Annotated in this window: 14 protein-coding genes; 7 read left to right on the forward strand and 7 right to left on the reverse strand. The window is 60.4% G+C overall.

Annotation, left to right across the window (positions count from 1 at the left end; genetic code table 11):
• Window positions 1-51 precede the first annotated feature (51 nt).
• Complete coding sequence (locus F3J36_RS15625; protein ID WP_021508489.1) at window positions 52-759, forward strand: Bax inhibitor-1/YccA family protein; 708 nt, start codon at window positions 52-54, stop codon at window positions 757-759.
• A 136-nt stretch (window positions 760-895) separates the two neighbouring features.
• Here F3J36_RS15625 and F3J36_RS15630 read toward each other — a convergent pair whose 3' ends face one another.
• From F3J36_RS15630 to F3J36_RS15640, 3 genes are read right to left on the reverse strand one after another with little or no spacing between them, the layout of a single operon-like run.
• A complete protein-coding gene (locus tag F3J36_RS15630; protein WP_058757844.1) occupies window positions 896-1,861 on the reverse strand; it encodes a lysylphosphatidylglycerol synthase domain-containing protein in 966 nt (321 codons plus the stop codon).
• Entirely contained in the window at window positions 1,861-3,105 is a 1,245-nt protein-coding gene (gene clsB, locus F3J36_RS15635; RefSeq protein ID WP_166719990.1) for a cardiolipin synthase ClsB, read from the reverse strand. Before clsB ends, F3J36_RS15630 begins: the two co-directional genes overlap by 1 nt.
• Complete coding sequence (locus F3J36_RS15640) at window positions 3,102-3,863, reverse strand: endonuclease/exonuclease/phosphatase family protein (RefSeq protein WP_021508486.1); 762 nt, start codon at window positions 3,861-3,863, stop codon at window positions 3,102-3,104. Before F3J36_RS15640 ends, clsB begins: the two co-directional genes overlap by 4 nt.
• A gap of 176 nt (window positions 3,864-4,039) precedes the next feature.
• Between F3J36_RS15640 and F3J36_RS15645 the strand changes: the two genes are divergently transcribed.
• The 4 genes from F3J36_RS15645 to F3J36_RS15660 all read left to right on the forward strand — a co-directional run bounded on the left by F3J36_RS15645 (window position 4,040) and on the right by F3J36_RS15660 (window position 8,419).
• Window positions 4,040-4,432, forward strand: a complete 393-nt coding sequence (locus F3J36_RS15645; RefSeq protein WP_021508485.1) for a YbhQ family protein — start codon at window positions 4,040-4,042, stop codon at window positions 4,430-4,432.
• 239 nt (window positions 4,433-4,671) lie between these two features.
• Window positions 4,672-6,078 (forward strand): ATP-dependent RNA helicase RhlE, encoded by a 1,407-nt coding sequence (rhlE, locus tag F3J36_RS15650; RefSeq protein ID WP_021508484.1) that lies wholly within the window; start codon window positions 4,672-4,674, stop codon window positions 6,076-6,078.
• 4 nt (window positions 6,079-6,082) lie between these two features.
• A complete protein-coding gene (gene dusC / locus F3J36_RS15655) occupies window positions 6,083-7,045 on the forward strand; it encodes a tRNA dihydrouridine(16) synthase DusC (protein ID WP_031279875.1) in 963 nt (320 codons plus the stop codon).
• Between the two features lie 174 nt (window positions 7,046-7,219).
• Complete coding sequence (locus F3J36_RS15660) at window positions 7,220-8,419, forward strand: MFS transporter (protein ID WP_021508482.1); 1,200 nt, start codon at window positions 7,220-7,222, stop codon at window positions 8,417-8,419.
• On the opposite strand, the gene F3J36_RS15665 is transcribed toward F3J36_RS15660, so the two are convergent.
• A complete protein-coding gene (locus tag F3J36_RS15665; RefSeq protein ID WP_166719991.1) occupies window positions 8,403-10,010 on the reverse strand; it encodes an inorganic phosphate transporter in 1,608 nt (535 codons plus the stop codon). The genes F3J36_RS15660 and F3J36_RS15665 overlap by 17 nt on opposite strands.
• Before the next feature lie 166 nt (window positions 10,011-10,176).
• Here F3J36_RS15665 and F3J36_RS15670 point away from each other — a divergent pair, with 166 nt between their 5' ends.
• The gene (locus F3J36_RS15670; protein ID WP_021508480.1) at window positions 10,177-11,202 is read left to right on the forward strand and encodes a transporter; all 1,026 of its coding nucleotides are present in this window, start codon (window positions 10,177-10,179) and stop codon (window positions 11,200-11,202) included.
• A 98-nt stretch (window positions 11,203-11,300) separates the two neighbouring features.
• Here F3J36_RS15670 and F3J36_RS15675 read toward each other — a convergent pair whose 3' ends face one another.
• Together F3J36_RS15675 and F3J36_RS15680 are read right to left on the reverse strand one after the other, a co-directional pair.
• A complete protein-coding gene (locus tag F3J36_RS15675) occupies window positions 11,301-12,413 on the reverse strand; it encodes a L,D-transpeptidase family protein (RefSeq protein ID WP_166719992.1) in 1,113 nt (370 codons plus the stop codon).
• Window positions 12,414-12,612: 199 nt separating this feature from the next.
• Window positions 12,613-14,427 carry a glycoside hydrolase family 15 protein gene (locus F3J36_RS15680; protein ID WP_021508478.1) on the reverse strand — a complete coding sequence of 605 codons (1,815 nt, stop codon included), beginning with the start codon at window positions 14,425-14,427 and terminating at the stop codon, window positions 12,613-12,615.
• Between the two features lie 118 nt (window positions 14,428-14,545).
• On the opposite strand from F3J36_RS15680, the gene F3J36_RS15685 reads away from it, so the two are divergent.
• On the forward strand, window positions 14,546-15,325 hold the full coding sequence (locus F3J36_RS15685) for an SDR family oxidoreductase (protein ID WP_058757839.1): 780 nt from the start codon (window positions 14,546-14,548) through the stop codon (window positions 15,323-15,325).
• On the opposite strand, the gene F3J36_RS15690 is transcribed toward F3J36_RS15685, so the two are convergent.
• Window positions 15,322-15,897 carry a DedA family protein gene (locus F3J36_RS15690; protein WP_021508476.1) on the reverse strand — a complete coding sequence of 192 codons (576 nt, stop codon included), beginning with the start codon at window positions 15,895-15,897 and terminating at the stop codon, window positions 15,322-15,324. The two genes, F3J36_RS15685 and F3J36_RS15690, sit on opposite strands and share 4 nt — an antisense overlap.
• Window positions 15,898-16,046 lie beyond the last annotated feature (149 nt).

Consider the following 16,046-nt stretch of genomic DNA (forward strand, 5'->3'; position numbering starts at 1 on the left):
GTGGTGTACACTTCACACTGACGTTATCAGTAACTTTTAAAGAGGTGCATCATGGATCGATATCCACGTAATGGTTCAATCGTGCAGCAGGCATCGACCGGGCTGCAAACCTATATGGCGCAGGTGTATGGCTGGATGACCTGCGGTTTACTGCTGACGGCATTTGTGTCGTGGTTTGCCGCGCGCACGCCTGCCGTCATGGAGCTGGTGTTTGCCAATCGCATCACCTTCTTCGGCCTGATTATCGCGCAGCTGGCGCTGGTGTTCGTGCTTTCCGGCATGGTGCAGCGCATGAGCGGCGCCGTGGCGACCGGGCTGTTTATGCTCTATTCCGCGCTGACCGGGCTGACAATGGCGAGTATTTTCCTTGTTTATACCTACTCGTCGATCGCCAGTACCTTCTTTGTTACCGCGGGCATGTTTGGTGCCATGAGCTTTTACGGCTACACCACTAAACGCGACCTGAGCCGCTTCGGCAGCCTGCTGTTTATGGCGCTGATCGGCATTCTGCTGGCGTCGCTGGTGAACTTCTGGCTGAAAAGCCCGGCGCTGATGTGGGCGATTACCTATATCGGCGTGGTGGTGTTTGTGGGCCTGACGGCTTATGACACGCAGAAGCTGAAAGCCATCGGTGAGGGCATTGATGTTAACGATAAAGAGAATCTGCGCCGCTTCTCCATCATGGGCGCGCTGACGCTGTATCTCGATTTCATCAACCTGTTCCTGATGCTGCTGCGGATTTTCGGTAACCGTCGCTAAAAGTAACCAGCCATTAAGGCTGTGAAAATAATCGCGCCGCTACGGCAAGGTGAACGGTTTGTACTTATCAGCCCGTTTCACCTTCTCCGTAGCGGCGCAATGTATTAAGCGTTATTCAGCCTCCGCCTGGCACGCCTTATCGCGCCGCCATCTTGCGCTCATTCTTCTGCCGTAAATGCTTCGCGCGGCTCTCCAGCCACAGATACAGCACCAGTGCCAGCAGCAGCGGCAGAATAAAATAGAGCACGCGATAAGCCAGCAGCGCGGCGATAATCTCACCGTGCGAAGCATGCTGGCCGCTGAGCAGCGCGAGGAACACCGCTTCCAGCACGCCAATGCCCGCCGGAATATGAATAATCACCCCGGCAATACTGCTGATTAACAGCACGCCCAGCACGATGGGATAATCCACTTCACGCGCCAGCAGCAGCCAGATAATGGTGCCCATCACCATCCAGTTGGCGCAGGAAACGGCAAACTGAAACAGCGCCATGCGCAGTGAGGGCAGCTGCAGATGCTGGCCCTTTACCGTCCAGCGGCGCTTCTTCGCGAAAGCACAGGCCCACAGATAAACCGCCACCATCGCCAGCAGTACCGCACCAATCACCCGTAGCGTGCCTTCGCCGATGAACCAGCCGGGCGGAATCGGCACCATACCGGAGACAAACACTACGCCGCCAAGCAAAATGTAGCCGAGCCAGTTGGTGGCAATACTCAGTGAAAAGATGCGCGTGATAGTGCCGCCGGGCAGGCCGAGGCGCGAATAGAGGCGATAGCGCATCGCCACACCGCCCACCCAGGTGCTCAGCGTCAGGTTAAAGGCGTAACAGATGAATGACACCAGCATCACCTGACGTTTCGCCAGCTTATGCCCGCAGTAGGCGCGGCCAATCAAATCGTACAGACCATAGGTGAGGTAGCTCACCACCACTAACGCGGCGGCGCTCAGTACCACGTAGCGGTTATAGCCGACGATGACCTTATACACGTCCTCCCAGTTCACCTTGCGTGCGTAAACCACCAGCAGCACGATCACCGCAATGAAGAACAGCCAGGTAAGAATTTTTTTCGCTAACTGCCAGCGCGGGTTCTTTTTGCTCATCAGGGTTTCGCTCCTTCGTTATCGGCTTCAACCCGGTCCTGGGTTTCCATTTCCGGCTGCACCGGCGGATCGACCTGAGACAAATGGGGCGTATGGGCAGGCAGCCAGCCGGCGATGGCCGGGAAATGGCGCAGGAAATGGAACACGATGACGCTTTTGGTCAGCTGCCACCAGGTGCGCGGCGGCAGTTTGTCTTCATCGACGCGCACGCAGTCCGCAGCCAGCAGTTGCTCAAGGTTATCGCGCAGCGTCTGGTTGAAGGCGTGGTCGTGAATAATCAGGTTGGCTTCGAGATTCAGCGACAGGCTGAGTGGGTCGAGGTTGCTGGAACCGACCGTTGACCATTGCTGATCCTGCACCGCCACTTTGCCATGCAGCGGGCGGCGGCAGTATTCGTACACTTCAACGCCAGCATCCACCAGATAGTTGTACAGCAGCTCGGCGCCGACTTTGACAATCGGCATGTCCGGTTCACCCTGCACAATCAGCCGCACGCGCACACCGCGCTGGGCCGCGCTGCGCATTTCCCGCAGCAGGCGATAGCCGGGGAAGAAGTAGGCGTTGGCGATAATCACATCCTGCTTCGCCTTGCGCAGCATATCGAGATAGTGCTGTTCGATGTCATCGCGGTGCTCATCGTTATCGCGGTAGACAAACAGCACCTGCGCATCCCCGGGCAGGGCGTTCACCGCCAGGCGCTGGGAGCGCGCGCCCCACCAGCGGCGCGTCACCTGTTCGCTGCCGATCGCCTGCTGTACATAGCGCGCGATATCCAGCACCACCGGCCCTTTCACCTCCACGGCGTAATCCTGCTTGGCTTCCGGTCCGTAATCGGTGTTGTGCTCGGCGGAGAAATTGATACCGCCGACAAACGCAATCTCCTCATCAATCACCACAATTTTGCGATGCAGACGGCGGAACACGTTGGTTCGCATGCCCATCACCAGCGGACGCGGATCGTAATAGATAAAGCGCACGCCTGCTTCGGTCAGGCTGTTGATGTACTGGGTGGAAAGATCCGGCGAGCCGTAGCCATCCACCATCACTTCCACCTTAACGCCGCGCTGCGCGGCGGCCAGCAGATCGCGGTGCAGCGCCTTACCGACCTCATCTTCAAACAGGATAAACGTCTCCAGCAGCAGCGTACGCTGGGCGCGCTGAATCCCGCCGGAGACGCGCGGAAAGAATTGATCGCCATTTTCCAGCAGCCGCAGCTGGTTACCTTCGCGCCAGCTGAAATTCATAGAAAGATCTCCACGGCCAGCGGGGCATGATCGGACAGATGTGACCAGGGTTTCACCGGCAGCGCCCACGGCTGGCTCACCGACGCATTACGGATATAGATCCGATCGAGACGCAGCAGCGGAAAGCGCGCCGGGAAGGTGCGCGCCGGGCGACCGTTTTTCATGCTAAACACCTCCTGCAGACCGGCTCCGCGCTGTAAAAATCGATTAGCGCGTACCTGCCAGTCATTAAAATCGCCGGCCACCACCAGGGGCGCATCCGGTGGCAGCGACTCAATCAGTTCACACATCATGCGCATCTGCGCCAGACGGTGCTTCTCTTTCAGGCCGAGATGCACGCACAACGTGTGAATCGGTTCCGGCCGATCCGGCAGGCTGATCTGGCAGTGCAACATGCCGCGTTTCTCACTGCCGGCGACAGAAATATCGCGGTTTTGGTATTCGGTGATCGGAAAGCGTGACAGTATCGCGTTGCCGTGATGGCCCTCGGGATAGACCGCGTTGCGGCCGTAAGCGAAATCGTGCCACATGGTGTCGGCAAGGTATTCGTAGTGCGAATTTTCCGGCCAGTTTTCAATGTGTGCGGAGTGGATGGCGTGCGTGCCCATCACCTCCTGTAAAAAGACGATATCCGCCGAGGTCGCGCGCACTGCGTCGCGCAGTTCCGGCAGGATAAAGCGACGGTTAAAGCTGGTGAACCCCTTATGGGTATTGATCGTCAGGACTTTAAATGAAGATCCTTGCGTGTTTTGTGGCATACTGCGACGCGCTCCTTTTCATCATCAACAGAACAAAGTGTAGTCTTTGTCACAAATGGGTGGTGCTGGAGACAGAAAATTAGGGTGTTATCCGAAATTTGCTTTACATTGAGGAAATCCGTCTGGCTGCGGTCAGATACACTTGGGCGACCTGTTGGGTCTGCCAGGAGAAGAGAATGAAATGGTCTAATCGTGTTCAGATTGTTACCGGTCAAACCTGCCTGCATATTGCGACCCACCTGCTGGTGATCGCGGCGCTGGTGTGGGGCTGGAAACATAAGGCACTGGTCGAAGTGAGCAGTACCCTGGTGGCAGCTTATGCGCTGGTGTTCATCACCATGCTGGCCCTGCAGCGTAGTGCCCGTTTGCGCCGCTTTGGTGACTCTCTGGAAGAAGTAACGACGACATACTACTTCGGCGCGGCGATGCTTACGCTGTTCCTGATTTCACGCTTCATCCACAACAATCTGCTGATTGGTTGTCTGGGCGTGGTGATGCTGGTGGGCCCGGCGCTGGTGTCGCTGCTGGCCAAAGAGCCACCGCAGCGCGTGCAGAAAAAACGCAGCTAAGCGGACGTGCCAGCAAGAAAAGAGGAGCCCACTGCGGCTCCTTTTTTATGCGCTACCGCGCAGCGGCCCATCGCCCTCACGTTTTGCTGGTCGCGGTTCTTGCGGAAAGCTGCTACACTGCCGCTCTTACGCATGGTAGTTTGTGCCCTTTTCACACGCAGGCCTTGAGGCTGCGTCATATCCCCCCTGAAAACTACATCGCGCAGCGCGATCAGGGCGGTTCGGAGTAATACACCTGCATGTCTTTTGACTCTCTCGGCTTGAATGCCGATATTTTGCGTGCGGTAGCAGAACAGGGCTACCGTGAACCGACGCCAATCCAGCGTCAGGCGATTCCCGTGGTGCTGGCCGGTCGTGACCTGCTGGCGAGCGCCCAGACCGGCACGGGTAAAACCGCCGGTTTCACGCTGCCTCTGCTGCAGCGTCTGTCAGAAAAACCGGCAGCGGCGCGTGGTCGCCGTCCGGTACGTGCGCTGATCCTCACTCCAACCCGTGAACTGGCGGCGCAGGTTGGCGAAAACGTACGTGAATACAGCCAGTACCTCAATATGCGTTCGCTGGTTGTGTTCGGCGGCGTCAGCATTAATCCGCAGATGATGAAACTGCGCGGCGGCGTCGATGTACTGATCGCCACGCCGGGGCGTTTGCTCGATCTGGCGCACCAGAATGCGGTCGATCTGTCGCAGGTGGAAATCCTGGTGCTGGACGAAGCGGATCGCATGCTCGACATGGGCTTCATCCACGATATTCGCCGCGTGCTGGCAAAACTGCCGGCCAAACGGCAGAACCTGCTGTTCTCTGCCACCTTCTCGGACGAGATCAAAGCGCTGGCGGAAAAACTGCTCACCAACCCGGAACAGGTGGAAGTGGCACGCCGCAACACCGCTTCCGAGCAGGTGTCGCAGCAGGTGCATTTTGTCGATAAGAAGCGCAAACGGGAACTGCTGTCGCTGATGATTGGTCGCGACAACTGGCAGCAGGTGCTGGTGTTCACCCGCACCAAGCACGGTGCTAACCACCTCGCTGAGCAGCTCAACAAAGATGGCATCACTGCCGCCGCGATCCACGGCAACAAGAGCCAGGGCGCGCGTACCCGTGCGCTGGCCGACTTCAAAACCGGCGGCATTCGCGTGCTGGTGGCAACGGATATTGCCGCGCGCGGTCTGGATATCGAAGAGCTGCCGCATGTGGTCAACTACGAGCTGCCGAACGTGGCGGAAGATTACGTGCACCGCATCGGCCGTACCGGTCGTGCCGCGGCTACCGGTGCTGCGCTGTCGCTGGTGTGCGTGGACGAGCACAAGCTGCTGCGTGATATCGAGCGCCTGCTGAAGCGGGAAATTCCGCGCATTGCGCTGCCGGGCTTTGAGCCGGATCCGAGCATCAAGGCGGAGCCGATTCAGAATGGCCGTCAGCAGCAGCCACGCGGACGTGGCCAGGGCCGCGCGCCGGGGCAGGGTGCTGACGCACCGCGCAGCCGCAGCGGCGGCAATGGTCAGCGTGCCAGCGCCGGTAACGGCGGCGCGCGTCCACAGGGCGAGGCGCGTGCACCGCGTCGTCCGGGCAACAACGGCCCGGCTGCAGGTAACGCGGGTAAACCGGCGCGCTCACGTCGTCCGGCAGCGAAGAGCAACGGGAACGCGTAACGGTATGCGGGTTTTACTGGCGCCCATGGAAGGCGTACTGGATTCGCTGGTACGTGAACTGCTCTCCGGCGTGAATGACTATGACCTGTGCGTCACTGAGTTTTTACGCGTGGTCGATCAGCTGCTGCCGGTAAAATCCTTCTACCGTTTGTGTCCGGAACTGCACCATCACAGCCGGACGCCCTCCGGCACGCGCGTGCGCATGCAGCTGCTGGGCCAGTATCCTGAGTGGCTGGCAGAAAACGCCGCACGCGCGGTGGAGCTGGGCTCGTGGGGCGTTGACCTCAACTGCGGCTGCCCGTCGAAGCTGGTGAACGGCAGCGGCGGCGGTGCGACGCTGCTGAAAGATCCGGAGCTGATCTATCGCGGTGCCAGAGCGATGCGCGAGGCGGTGCCCGCTCATCTGCCGGTCACGGTGAAAGTGCGGCTCGGCTGGGATTCGGGCGCGCGGCGTTTCGAGATCGCCGATGCGGTGCAGCAGGCCGGTGCCAGCGAGCTGGTGGTGCATGGCCGGACCAAAGAGGACGGCTATCGTGCAGAGAGCATCAACTGGCAGGCGATTGGTGAGATTCGCCAGCGTCTGACAATTCCGGTGATCGCTAACGGCGAAATCTGGAACTGGCAGGATGCGCAGGATTGCCTGCGCATTACCGGCTGCGACGCGGTCATGCTCGGGCGCGGCGCGCTCAATGTGCCTAACCTGGGGCGCGTGGTGAAATACAACGAAGCCCCGATGCCGTGGTCGCAGGTGGTTGAGCTGCTGCTGCGCTACACCCAGCTGGAGAAGCAGGGTGATACCGGCAACTATCACGTTGCGCGCATCAAGCAGTGGCTGGGCTATCTGCGCAAAGCCTACCATGAGGCCGACGGCCTGTTCAGCGAGATCCGCACGCTGCGTGTCTCCGCCGAGATTGCCAGCGCCATCGAACGCCATGCCGCACGCATGGCCCAGGTGTCCTGCATCTGAACCTGAGCGGTGGTACCTGAACCGTCAGGTCCGCCGCGTTAACGGGCAAGCCAGCGATCACCCGGTGAAAGCGTGCGCTGCCGCCATGTTTTATAACAAAAAAAGCCGCGATCCTTAGTTTGCTAACCGGTATAGTGAACCTTCGCTTTCACCACGTTTCTGACGCCATCTTCCATGTCTGACGCCGCTGTACTGAGTAATGCTCAGTTAAATAAACGCATCCTCTCCGTCATCGTTTTCACCTTCTTTTGCTACCTGTCCGTCGGGTTGCCGCTGGCGGTGCTGCCGGGGTTTGTGCATAACCAGCTGGGCTTCAGCTCGTTTATCGCCGGGCTGATCATCAGTCTGCAATATTTCGCCACGCTGCTCAGTCGCCCGCACTCTGGCCGGCTGGCCGATCGCTACGGCCCGAAACGCGTGGTGATGATGGGGCTGGTGTGCTGCGGCATGAGCGGCGTGCTGTCGATCATTGCCGCGCTGTGCAGCGGTGCGCCGCTGCTGAGCCTGACGCTGCTGGCGCTGGGGCGGCTGTTTCTCGGCGTCGGGGAAAGTTTCAGCAGTACCGGCTCGACGCTGTGGGGCATGAACATCGTTGGCCCGCGGCAAACCGCGCGGGTCATTTCGTGGAACGGCGTGGCGACTTATTTTGCCATGGCGATTGGTGCGCCGCTGGGCGTGCTGCTGAATCAGATTTTTGGCATCAGCGGCTTTGCCGGTCTGGTCGCGCTGATGGGGGCGATCGGCTTCTGGATGGCCTCCGGCAAGCCGGCGGTCAGCGTCAGCGCCGGCGTGCGCATTCCGTTTCATCGCGTGGTCAGCCGCGTCTGGCTGTTTGGCCTGGCGCTGGGATTTGGCACCATCGGCTTTGGCGTAATCTCCACCTTCATTACCCTCTATTTCGCCAGTCGCGACTGGAGCGGCGCGGCGTTCGCGCTGACGCTGTTCAGCCTCGGCTTCGTGCTGGTGCGGCTGGCGTGCGGGCGCTATATCACGCGCTTCGGCGGGCTGCAGGTCTCGCTGATCTCCTTCGTGCTGGAGGGGGCCGGTCTGCTGCTGATTTGGCAGGCGGACAGCAGCTGGCTGGTGGATATTGGCGCTTTCCTCACCGGTGGCGGTTTCTCGCTGGTGTTCCCGGCGCTGGGCGTGGAAGCGGTGAAGCGGGTACAGCAGCAGGATCAGGGATCGGCGCTCGGGACCTATTCGGCGTTTCTCGATTTGGGGCTGGGGTTGACCGGACCAGTGGCGGGGCTGTTAATCGGCCACTGGGGCATGCAGTCGGTGTATCTGGCGGCAGCACTGATGGTGCTGGGCGCGTTCCTGATTACGCTGCGCCTGCACCAGCAGTCTTCAGAGCCTATCAGGCCAGATGAATAAACAGCGCATACAGCAGCCCTGACAGCAGCACCGATACCGGCAGCGTCAGCACCCACGCCAGCGCCAGATTACGCAGGGTGGCGAGCTGCAGGCCGGATCGGTTGGCCGCCATGGTACCGGCCACGCCGGACGACAGCACATGGGTGGTCGACACCGGTAAACCAAAGGCATCGGCCGCGCCGATAGTAGCCATCGCCACCAGCTCCGCACTGGCACCCTGCGCATGGGTGAGATGGGTTTTGCCGATGCGCTCACCCACCGTAACCACAATCCGGCGCCAGCCGACCATGGTGCCGAGACCCAGCGCAATCGCCACCACCACTTTGACCCACATCGGGATAAAGCGCGTAGCCGCGTCCAGCTCGTGCTTCACCGCCGTCAGGTTGCGCGCCGTCTCCTCCGGCAGCGCGACGTTGGCCGATTGCAGATGCTTGATGGTTTCCGAGGCGAGATACATATCGTTGCGCGTATTGGTGACCGCCTGCGCCGGAATATTTTCTACCGAACCGTACTGGCGAATCTGTTCGCCGATATCGCCGAGCATCATGCCGAGCGCCGGCAGCACCTGCGGCCGGCTCTGGCTGGTGCGTACATATTCCGTCAGCACCTCACGCGCTGCCGGCATTGCGGCGGGCGGTGGCTGCAACGTCAGCAGTTGCTGTTCGGTCACCTGGGTTAACGCCGCCACGCGCGGAATTTGTTCCGGCGGTAGCGAGCGGTTGAGCGCATAGGCGATCGGCATGGTGCCAACCAGGATCAGCATAATCAGCCCCATGCCTTTCTGACCGTCGTTCGAGCCGTGGGCAAACGAAACGCCGGTACAGGTGAGGATCAGCAGGCCACGAATCCAAGCTGGCGGCGGCTGATTACCTTCCGGCGCCTGATACAGCTGACGATTGCGCACCAGCGCCTTCATGGCCAGCAGCAGCACGGCGGCGCAGATGAAGCCAATCACCGGCGACAGCAGCAGGGCGTAACCGACTTTAACCGCCTGCTCCCAGTCGACGCCGCTGGTGCCGCTGCGGCCGTGCAGCAGCGCATTCGCCACGCCCACGCCAATAATCGAGCCGATCAGCGTGTGCGAAGAGGAAGAGGGCAGGCCGAAATACCAGGTGCCGAGGTTCCAGACAATCGCCGAGCACAGCAGCGCATACACCATGGCGAAACCGTGACCGCTGCCCGCCTGCAGAATCAGCTCCACCGGCAGCAGCGAAATAATGCCAAACGCCACCACGCCGCTGGAGAGCAGTACGCCAAGGAAATTACACAAGCCGGACCAGACCACCGCCACGCCCGGCGACAGCGAGTGGGTGTAGATCACCGTGGCGACGGCGTTGGCGGTATCGTGGAAGCCGTTAACAAACTCGAAGCCGAGCGCAATCAGCAGCGCCACGCCGAGCAGCAGGAACGGCGTATAGCTGGTGACGACCGCGCCGGTCTCTTCTACGTCGTTAAACAGGTTGATGCCGGTAAAGAGCAGCCCGGCCACCAGCAACAGCAGAAAGAACATGCCCGACGCGCGACCGCTGCGCGGGTGCAGATTGGGCCGTCCGCGGTCGGACGATGATGCAGGGAAACTGTTTTCAGCCATAACACACCCCCCAGGGTGAATTAACGATGCACAAATGGCACCCGTTAACTGCAGTGTGATACGGGTTTTGTATGACAGAATGATGATGCCAGCGCGGGCTGTCATCATGCTGTAACAGGCCTGTCGCAGGCTGTGGATCTGACCGCTCTGGGATCTTCACGCCGCTATGCTCCAGCCTGTTCTGCCGCTTGCCTCGCTGCCCGACTTCAATAACGAAGTTGCCGGACTGATTCACGGTTACCTGTTCAACCCGGATGCGCCGCCACAGCGGCTCAACGCCCGCGAGGCCGCGCAGCTGGCGCGGCACACCTTACCCGACGGCTGCTTTCTCTGGCTGCACATTAACCTGAATCATGCCCGCGCCGAGCGCTGGGTTCAGGACCACTTCAGCGTAGATGACGATTTTTTCGATGAGATTCATTCGGCCTCGCCGCGCACCCGGCTGGCGCAGCAAAACGATGCGCTGCTGGCGGTGCTGAATGACGTCACCTTCAGTAAAGAGGAGCGCAGCACGCAAAATGCGACGCTGTGGATCTGGTGCCGGCCGCAGGTGATGGTCAGCGCGCGCTATCGCCCGGTTGGCATGATTGAACGTATGCATCAGCAGATTGATCGGCTGTGCTTCAGCGCGCCGGATGCGATGCTGCTGTGGCTGCTCGGCGAACAGGAAGCGCAGCTGGAGCAGGTGGTGCGGCGCTCCAGCCAGGCGGTGGATGCGATAGAAGAGCGGCTGCTGAGCGCGGCGATCAAAGCCAACCGCAGCGAGCTGGGCCATCTGCGCCGCATGCTGCTGCGCGTCCAGCGGCTGCTGGCGCCGGAACCGGCAGCGCTGTTTCGCCTGCTTAACCGGCCGCCAAACTGGCTCAACCGGGAACCGCTCAGTGAGCTGCGGATTTTCACCGAGGAGTTCAGCGTAGCGCTTAACGACCTTGCCAGCCTGATGGAGCGCATTCGCCTGCTGCAGGAGGAGATCGCTGCCCGCCTGATGGAGCAGAGCAACCGAACGCTGTTTTTGCTCACCTCAATCACCGTGCTGGCGCTGCCCATCAATATCGTGGCCGGTTTTTTTGGCATGAACGTGGGCGGCATTCCGCTGGCGAACAATCCGCACGGCTTTCTGCTGTTAGTGCTGGTGGTGCTGGTGTTTACTCTGGTGGCGGGCTGGCTGGCGTTACGCCGACCACACGATTGAGCGCGCAACTGCGCCGCGACACAACCGCACAATGATCCCGGCGATCGGGCAATAAAAAAGCCAGCCCTGCGGCTGGCTTGATCATCGACAGCGAACCCTTACAGGCTGTTGCCGTTGCTGGCAGGCTGTGCCGGCGCGGCCTGCTCAACCGGAGCGGCTTCAGCGGGCTGCTGCGCATCGGCCTGTGGCGCGACGGCGGTGGCACCCTGCGGCGTCATCGGCTCTTCTTTCGGCATCGCGTCAGAAGACTCTTGTACCATCACCGGCGCAGGCTGGGTTTCGCCCGGCTGACCGTTGATTTTGGTCGGCATACCGGTACGTGCCTGGATGGCGTTGTTCACGGCATCCTGGTTAGTGCTGGCATCGGCCACCACTTTGGTCACGGCGGACGTCAGGCTGATTGGCACCAGTTCACGTGAGTTAAACTGCTCTTCGGTGGTCGACAGCGGGTTGTGAACCTCGATGTAGCGCGAACCGTCTGGCTCAACGGTGGCTTTTACCGGCTGGTCAATGAACTGGACGCGCGTACCCACTGGCACGTTGTCGAACAGCCATTTGATGTCGTCTGCACGCAGACGCACGCAGCCGTGGCTCACGCGCAGGCCGATACCAAAGTTGGCGTTGGTGCCGTGAATCGCATACAGACGGCCAATGTACAGCGCGTACAGGCCCATCGGGTTATCCGGACCTGCCGGGAACACGGCCGGGATGCTCTCGCCGCGCGCCGCGTACTCTGCGTGCATCGCTTTGGTTGGCGTCCAGGTTGGGCCATTCTTCTTGCGCTCAACCGCGGTGGTCCAGTTAACCGGCGTATCTTTACCCAGCTCGCCGATACCGATCGGCAGCACCACGACAGTTTTGGTGCCTTTCGGGTAGTAATACAGACGCATCTCGGCGCTGTTGATCACGATGCCTTCACGCGGTGCGTCAGGCAGAATCAGCTGCTGCGGGATCACCATTTTAGTGCCTGCTTTCGGCAGGTAAACGTCCACGCCCGGATTGGCTTCCAGCATGTTGCTGAGGCCCATCTGGTACTGCGCCGCAAACGCTTCCAGCGGCAGTTTGCTGTCGTCTGGCACGGTGATTTCAATATTTTCGCCAATCAGGCGGCTATTCGCTGGAGGCAGCGGATAGACGACTGCAAAGGCCGACTGGCTGAACGCCGCCAGTACGAGGGCGAGTGAAGCGAACGCGCGAATGCTTTTTTTCATGTTTTTACAAGTCGTTATGGCCATTTTCATGGCTTGTCAGTGTGTCGAACCCATCAGGGTCAGAATAACCCGCTGCGCATTATATGTGCATAGGCGCAATGATGGGAATCAGGATTTTCGCTGGTTGAAGATACTTTACGCAAAACGCGGCGTTTCACAGACTATTCTCTTTGCCACGCCGCCCAAAATGTGAATTTTCTTACGGTTGCCACAGCGTCACTTCGCCGCTCAGTTTACGGTTAAGGAAAAACGCGGCACTGATCAACGCCAGATGGGTCAGCGCCTGCGGCATGTTGCCCAGCGCGTTGCCGTGCGAGGTAAACTCCTCGGCGTACAATCCCAGCGGATTGGCGTAGCTCAGCAGCTTTTCAAACTCGAAGTGCGCCTCATGCACCCGCCCGGCGCGCGCCAGACACTCCACATACCAGAACGAACAGGCGGCAAACGCGCCCTCGCCACCGGTCAGGGCATCGGCGGGCGTCTCACTGATGTTATAACGCCGCACTAAACCGTCGCTCACCAGATGGGTTTTAATGGCATCCAGCGTGGCGATCCACTCCGGATCGGTCGAGCTGACAAAGCGCACCAGCGGCATCAGCAGCATCGACGCATCCAGGTATTTACCGCCGCGCGTGGCGGTGAAGTGGCCGAGTTCGTCGTTCCAGAAGTTCTGCCAGATGTCGTCGCGGATCTCACTGCGCACCCGGTCCCAGCGATCGTACGGCATCGGCAGCGAACGCTTCATGCCCAGCCGCAGCGCGCGGTCCAGCGCCACCCAGCACATCAGGCGCGAATGCAGAAAGTGCTCCGGCTCGCCGCGCATCTCCCAGATACCGGCGTCAGGCTGGTTCCAGTTAACGCAGACGTAGTCAATCATGCTGGACACATGGCGCCAGCCGCGCTGCGAGATGGCTTCGCCGTATTTATTGGCAAGGTAGACCGCATCCATCAGCTCGCCATAAATATCCAGCTGCGTCTGACGCCAGGCATCATTGCCGATGCGCACCGGGCGCGAGTTGGCGTAACCGGAGAGGTTGAGCAGTTCGGTCTCGTGCAGCTCGGTGCCGCTGTCGAGACGGTACATCACCTGCAAATGCGGCGTATCGTCGTGGCTGTGCTCAACGCAGCGGCCGACCCAATGGGTGAAGTCACGCGCTTCTTCCACATAGCCGAGCCGCATCAGCGCGTACATGCTGAACGAGGCATCGCGGATCCACGAGGCGCGGTAATCCCAGTTACGCTCGCCGCCCAGCTCTTCCGGCAGGCCAAAGGTGGCGGCTGCCGCAATCGAGCCGTGCTGGTGCGAGGTGAGCAGCTTGAGCGCCAGCGCCGAGCGCGTCACCATCTCGCGCCAGCGGCCGCGATAGGAGCTGTGACTGCTCCAGCGCCGCCAGTAATCCACGGTATCGCGAAAGCAGCGCTCGGTCGCGATATGCTGCACCTGCGGATCGTCATCGTTGCCAAACACAAATTCGGCGTGCTCACCGGCCTGCAGGGTAAACTGCGCCACCGCGCTGTCCGGTTCGCGCGTCATCACCACCGTGGCGCTCAGGCGCAGCGACGGCTGGCCTTCGGCGACAAAGGCGATACCGCCAGGGCGCGTCTCCGTGCGCGTTTCCGCACGGGCATAGTCGTGACGCGGCGCGCAGCGCAGATCAAAGGTGGCGGTGCCGCGGATCATTTTTACCCGCCGCACCAGGCGCGGCACTTTGCTACGCTCGTCGCAGATCGGCATGTAATCGGTAATTTCCGCCACGCCGGCTTCATCAAGCCAGCGGGTTTGCAGAATGTTGGTATCGGGCAGGTAGAGCTGCTGCTGGCGCGCGTTTTGCCACTGCGGTGCCAGCGAAAACAGGCCGGCTTCGTCGCTGTCGAGCAGGGCGGCAAACACGGAGGGGCTATCGAGTTCGGGCCAGCAGAGATAATCAATGGTGCCGTCGTTCGCGATCAGGGCACAGGTGCGTAAATCACCGATGACGCCGTGGTCGTCAATTCTGCGTTTAATCTTGCTCATCCTGCCTCCTGAACGCTATCCGATTGTTAACTATAGACGAAACGGCAGAATCGGCTGCGACGTGGCACAGAACGATAACTTCTATACTGTGAAGACACCCATCAGGCAGGAGAACGTTATGACACTGGGCAAACAGAAAGTCGCCGTAGTGACCGCTTCAGATTCGGGGATTGGACGCAGCTGCGCCGTGATGCTGGCCGAGGCCGGTTACACCGTCGGTATTACCTGGCGCTCGGATGAAGAGGGCGCGCAGGAGACCGCGCGGCTGGTGGAGAGTAAAGGCCAGCTGGCCCAGGTGCGGCAGCTCGATCTGTCCGATCCGCAGGCTGGCGGGCAGCAGCTGGCGCAGCTGATCAATTCGCTGGGCCGCATCGATGTGCTGGTGAACAATGCCGGCGTGATGACCAAAGCCGATTTTCTTGATGTGACCTTTGAGGACTGGCGCAAAGTCTTTACCGTTGACGTAGACGGCGCCTTTGTCTGCGGGCAGATTGCCGCGCGTCATATGGTGGATCAGGGCGACGGCGGGCGCATCATCAACATCACCTCGGTGCATGAGCATACGCCGCTGCCGGACGCCGCCGCCTATACCGCGGCCAAGCATGCGCTTGGCGGGCTGACCAAATCGATGGCGCTGAGCCTGCTGCCGCATCACATTCTGGTGAATGCCGTGGCGCCGGGCGCCATCGCTACGCCGATGAACGACATGAGCAACAGCGAGGCGCACAGCCGGCGCATGCCGGAAATCCCGATTGGCCGCCCTGGCGATACGCGCGAAATCGCCAGTCTGGTGGCGTGGCTGTGCTCGGAATGGGCCACTTACACCACCGGACAGTCATTCGTGGTCGACGGCGGCTTCATGCTGGCCAACCCGCAGTTCAAGGGTTACCACAGTTAACCGGCGCGGCGGCGGTTCCAGCGGCGAATCACAAAGCGCAGCACGATGCCGAACACAATCGCCGCCGCCAGCCAGATAAAGTGCTTGAGGTGCTGATCAAGCTTGTGCAGCCACGGCGTAATAATTTCACCGGCGAAGTAGCCGAGGGTGACAAAAATCAGCGCCCACAGCGCGGCGCCAATGACGTTAAGCACGAAAAAGCGCAGCGGCTTAAGGCGGCTGGTGCCAATAATAATCGGTCCAATCAGGCGAAAGCCGTACATGAAGCGCACGCCAATCACAAACAGGCTGGGGTGTTTCTGAATCAGCCGGTTAGCTTTTTTAATGGTGTCCTGATGTTTGCGGAAGCGCCGCAGAATGCGCGTGCCATAGCGGCGGCCAAGCCAGAATAGCAGCTGATCGCCAATAATGCCGCCGCCCATCGCCGCCAGCACCACGCCGCTGAAGTGCAGCAGGCCCTCGTGCGCCGCGACGCCGCCCAGCAGGGTAAAGGTTTCCCCTTCGGCAATGCAGCCAATCAGCAGCGCCAGGTAACCGTACTGGGTGATTAATCCATTGATATCGATGTGCAATTGCTCCTCCCTGGGTAAGCGATACAGCTAACAGTCTAGCTGGCTGCGGCTTTTTTTGTGCCGCTGGCCGCAAAAACAGCCGCGCCGATTATACTTGAACTGAAGCTGCCTGCATTGGACAGCCTGATCGCTGGGGCAGCCCGTCGCAT

This window comes from Pantoea sp. Cy-640 (assembly GCF_011752635.1).
In the GTDB taxonomy this organism is placed as follows: domain Bacteria; phylum Pseudomonadota; class Gammaproteobacteria; order Enterobacterales; family Enterobacteriaceae; genus Pantoea; species Pantoea dispersa.

Bases quoted from the DNA above. Each gene is read 5' to 3' on its own strand.
- F3J36_RS15625 (WP_021508489.1), top strand. From the start codon at position 52: ATGGATCGATATCCACGTAATGGTTCAATCGTGCAGCAGGCATCGACC.
- F3J36_RS15630 (WP_058757844.1), bottom strand. From the start codon at position 1,861: ATGAGCAAAAAGAACCCGCGCTGGCAGTTAGCGAAAAAAATTCTTACC.
- clsB (WP_166719990.1), bottom strand. From the start codon at position 3,105: ATGAATTTCAGCTGGCGCGAAGGTAACCAGCTGCGGCTGCTGGAAAAT.
- F3J36_RS15640 (WP_021508486.1), bottom strand. From the start codon at position 3,863: ATGCCACAAAACACGCAAGGATCTTCATTTAAAGTCCTGACGATCAAT.
- F3J36_RS15645 (WP_021508485.1), top strand. From the start codon at position 4,040: ATGAAATGGTCTAATCGTGTTCAGATTGTTACCGGTCAAACCTGCCTG.
- rhlE (WP_021508484.1), top strand. From the start codon at position 4,672: ATGTCTTTTGACTCTCTCGGCTTGAATGCCGATATTTTGCGTGCGGTA.
- dusC (WP_031279875.1), top strand. From the start codon at position 6,083: ATGCGGGTTTTACTGGCGCCCATGGAAGGCGTACTGGATTCGCTGGTA.
- F3J36_RS15660 (WP_021508482.1), top strand. From the start codon at position 7,220: ATGTCTGACGCCGCTGTACTGAGTAATGCTCAGTTAAATAAACGCATC.
- F3J36_RS15665 (WP_166719991.1), bottom strand. From the start codon at position 10,010: ATGGCTGAAAACAGTTTCCCTGCATCATCGTCCGACCGCGGACGGCCC.
- F3J36_RS15670 (WP_021508480.1), top strand. From the start codon at position 10,177: ATGCTCCAGCCTGTTCTGCCGCTTGCCTCGCTGCCCGACTTCAATAAC.
- F3J36_RS15675 (WP_166719992.1), bottom strand. From the start codon at position 12,413: ATGAAAAAAAGCATTCGCGCGTTCGCTTCACTCGCCCTCGTACTGGCG.
- F3J36_RS15680 (WP_021508478.1), bottom strand. From the start codon at position 14,427: ATGAGCAAGATTAAACGCAGAATTGACGACCACGGCGTCATCGGTGAT.
- F3J36_RS15685 (WP_058757839.1), top strand. From the start codon at position 14,546: ATGACACTGGGCAAACAGAAAGTCGCCGTAGTGACCGCTTCAGATTCG.